At 64.9% G+C, this 3,175-nt stretch carries 2 protein-coding genes and 1 pseudogene; all 3 read right to left on the bottom strand.

What is annotated here, in order from left to right; genetic code table 11:
• Positions 1 to 124: 124 nt before the first annotated feature.
• The 3 genes and pseudogenes from NCC78_RS32280 to NCC78_RS29935 all read right to left on the bottom strand — a co-directional run bounded on the left by NCC78_RS32280 (position 125) and on the right by NCC78_RS29935 (position 2,816).
• Positions 125 to 453 (bottom strand): annotated as a pseudogene (locus NCC78_RS32280) (hypothetical protein).
• A gap of 361 nt (positions 454 to 814) precedes the next feature.
• Positions 815 to 1,375 (bottom strand): hypothetical protein, encoded by a 561-nt coding sequence (locus NCC78_RS29940; protein ID WP_250798728.1) that lies wholly within the window; start codon positions 1,373 to 1,375, stop codon positions 815 to 817.
• Positions 1,376 to 1,487: 112 nt separating this feature from the next.
• Positions 1,488 to 2,816: a chymotrypsin family serine protease gene (locus tag NCC78_RS29935; protein ID WP_250798727.1), complete on the bottom strand. Its 1,329-nt coding sequence runs from the start codon at positions 2,814 to 2,816 to the stop codon at positions 1,488 to 1,490.
• Positions 2,817 to 3,175: the final 359 nt, after the last annotated feature.

Below are 3,175 nucleotides of genomic sequence, written 5' to 3'. Positions count from 1 at the left end.
GCAGTACAGCAGCGAAGTACAGCAACCGTGCCAGCCGAACCGGACCGAGACGAGCCTCAGCAGGCCACTTGACCTCGAACGACACCCGGCCCGACCGGCTCGCCGAGAGTTCACACCGAAGAGGTCATGTGATGAAGGTCGTCCGGGCTCATGACTTCGTCTCTCAGAAGCGGTACCAACGCTGACGAGCCGACGCCATCGTCTACGGTGACTGACATGCGGACCCGGCCGTCGCCGTCGTCAATGGCGTAGCTGACAACGGGTGCCGTCCTCGCCCACGATCAGGTGCATGTCCTTGTCGTCGAGCATTGCGCGCCACTCGTCATAGCTGTTGCGTCGCCATTCCGCCAGGCGTGCCTCGGCGAGCTGCGCTGCGGTCCCCTTGTTCAGCCCCACGCGTTCACCCTCCCACCCGGGTGGCTGGGGAGTGTCCGATTTTCGGCTCTGGCACAGAAACGTTGGTGACTTGAGTCCAGTGTGGTCAGTGCCGTGGGGCATCCTGATCCCGGTGCGATGTGATCAAGACGGTCTTCCCTCAGTTGTCGGGGCTTGTTATCGACCGGGTGATCGATCAAGGGGCGGTGGTGCGGGTCGTCGCCCGCACGCCGGTGGCCCCGGTGCCGTGCTCGGGATGTGGGCAGCTCAGCGACCGGGTGCATGCGTATGGTCGCCGACGACCAGCAGCACCGAAGAAACAGCAGGACAGCGACCACGTAAGGGCGGCTGACCTGGTGAGCGACGGACGAGCCGACCTGGCGTGCGATCAGCGGCGGGATGGATGGTTTGGTCAGTTACGACCATCGACCGGGAGGACCTACTGGTTCCACCGCACACCCCAGTACGCGGTGACCTTACGCAGGTCACCGCCGTAGCGGATCGCGCCATCGCGGTGCCAGGCACAGTTGCTCAGCCGAATCACCGCCGACCGCTGGCCGGGGTAGCCGAAGACGAAAGCGTGCTCCGTCGGCTGGCCAAGCAGACAGACCGTGTCCTCTGGTGGCGTGCTCGGCAACCCATTGAGATAGGCCGTCAACTCGTCGACCTTGCTGGTGATACGTCGGCTGACGTCGAGATTCAGGGGTGAGGACGCGTCATGTCGGTAGCTGCACAGCAGGGCCTCCGTCGCCCCGGTGGGGACCAGAACGGCCTTCCCAGGCTGCGGCGTGGGTTCGTCGTTCCACGAGTTGGGACAGCGGGCCGGACCTGCGTCGGTGTTCGCGGTTGACGCGGCCTGCGCCGGTGCCGTCTCCCTGCCGGCAATTACTGGCCCGACGGTCAGCACGAGGCCGACGACCGCCGAAGCGGCCAGCAGAAGACCAATGAGCCGACGGGGCGGAGGGGCAGGCGTAGGGCGGTCCGTTTGCTGGCTTGTCATCCACACTCCTTCTGCTGGCGTAGCGACATGATAGGTCCCTTCAGACCCACGGCCTGCCGATCCTCTGGGCGGTGAGCGGCGCGAGTCGGGCGCCGCCCACCGCCGTGCTCCGCTATGAGGTCGACGAATTCGTGTTCGGGTAGGCGCCGTAGACCCGGATCACATCCGCCCAGTCCTGGAAGTACATGGTGGTACCGCCGCCGCCGACAAGGATGCCCTTGGCGCGAACGCCGGTACCATCAAGGGTGAACACGGGGCCACCACTGTCGCCAGCTCGGGCGGCCGTGGATCCGTCGACCTGCGTGGTCTTGATGACCCCTTCGATGACGTAGCCACAGTCCCCATCGGAGTCAGGGGTCGTACAGCTCACTTCAATGCCCTGCGACTGAACCTGCTTGAGGCCGCAAACCGTCCCACTCGACCGGCCGGACTGGCAGACGAGTTGGCCTGCCGCCCAGTATCCCCAGCTCCGCACCCCCTTCGTGTTCGAGGTGGTCGTGGTGCCGTCGAAGATGAGATACCAGCCAGGGGCATTGATCATCAGAAGGTCCGAACGCCAGTCGTCGTCGTAGATCGGGCCCATCTCGTCGAACGCTGAGCTCCCGTATGTGCCCTGGTAGGCCATGTCGGGCGGGCTCGCGCAGTGCCCGGCGCTCAAGACGTAGCTCCGACCGTTGGCGTGAACCCCAAACCCGGTCGTGCAAGTGCTTCGTTTGTCCACGCCCCGCCACGACTCCCATCGCCCGCCACCGTTCCAGGGGGGAGAGTCGTCGAGACGGCTGGCTAGCAGGTCGAGCGGCTCCGCGGCGTCGACTACAGTCACCGGTACCGTCACCGCCGCCTCGTGGAGGATCTGGGCAACCGGGGCTTTTACCCGCCCTACGGACCGGCTATCCATCGCCGATCTCGGATCCACGACTTCAGGGCCACGGGTCACTTCCAGCCCACTGCCATCCGGCTTATAACCGATCGACTGAACCTCACTTCCTCGATGCCGCCTGATGGTTTTGTGGATCTTCTCTCCGGCAGCGTGCAGTTCGGCCTCGGAGTATGCCGCCGGCTTTACGGTGACGGCTCCCCAGTTTCGAGCGCGAGTGAGGGCTGCGCGCATGCCTGGCGTCAGGTCGCCCTTCCAGTAGACCGACAAGCCTTCGCCCTCGTAGGCAACGCCGGCGAAACCGGACTGTGGCGTCTTCAGCTGCTCGTCCCAGATGACGTGGAGAGCGGGCTCTAGATCGTTCTGCCGACGCATCTCCCTCAGCAGGGCAGGATCGAGGTTGTCGGTGGACTGGGGATCGGAACTGACCACCTCGGGGCCGGAAGGCGCCGCCGCCGCGGTCAGGGACGACGTGGCGAGAGTTGGCACGACGAGGAGGAAGGTCAGCGCCGCGGCGAGAGAGATTCGACGGGCGGGATGGGTACGGGGCGAGCGGACAAGCACGATGATGCTCCTTGAATAGGTCCTGGATGGACCTGTGCGCGTCACGCTAGCGTTGTGGATCTTCTTGCGGCGCCCCGCTCCTCATTTTCCTCGATGGCAGACATGACTCCCAATGCCGATACAAAACGGACGTTCTTCGCCGTTTCCTCCCGCTCGTACGCCGGCTGGGCCATAGCCGGAGGCATGCATCACCAGCAGGAGGTGCGCGGTCTCACCGGAGGAGTCCAGCTCCCTAAGAGCCTGGTAAATAAGGGGTTCGGGGTGTCGGCGGATCGCGCAAGAGATTGATGATCGCGCTCGTTGCCGGCGTGGCGGCGTGACATGGTGAAGGGCCTTCGGTACGAGCAAAGGCGACTAAA

Origin of the sequence: Micromonospora phytophila (genome assembly GCF_023656545.1) — a bacterium.
GTDB classification, from domain to species: domain Bacteria; phylum Actinomycetota; class Actinomycetes; order Mycobacteriales; family Micromonosporaceae; genus Micromonospora; species Micromonospora phytophila.
The sequence above is the reverse complement of the archived record's forward strand: the minus strand, read 5'-3'. Positions and strand labels throughout refer to the sequence as shown.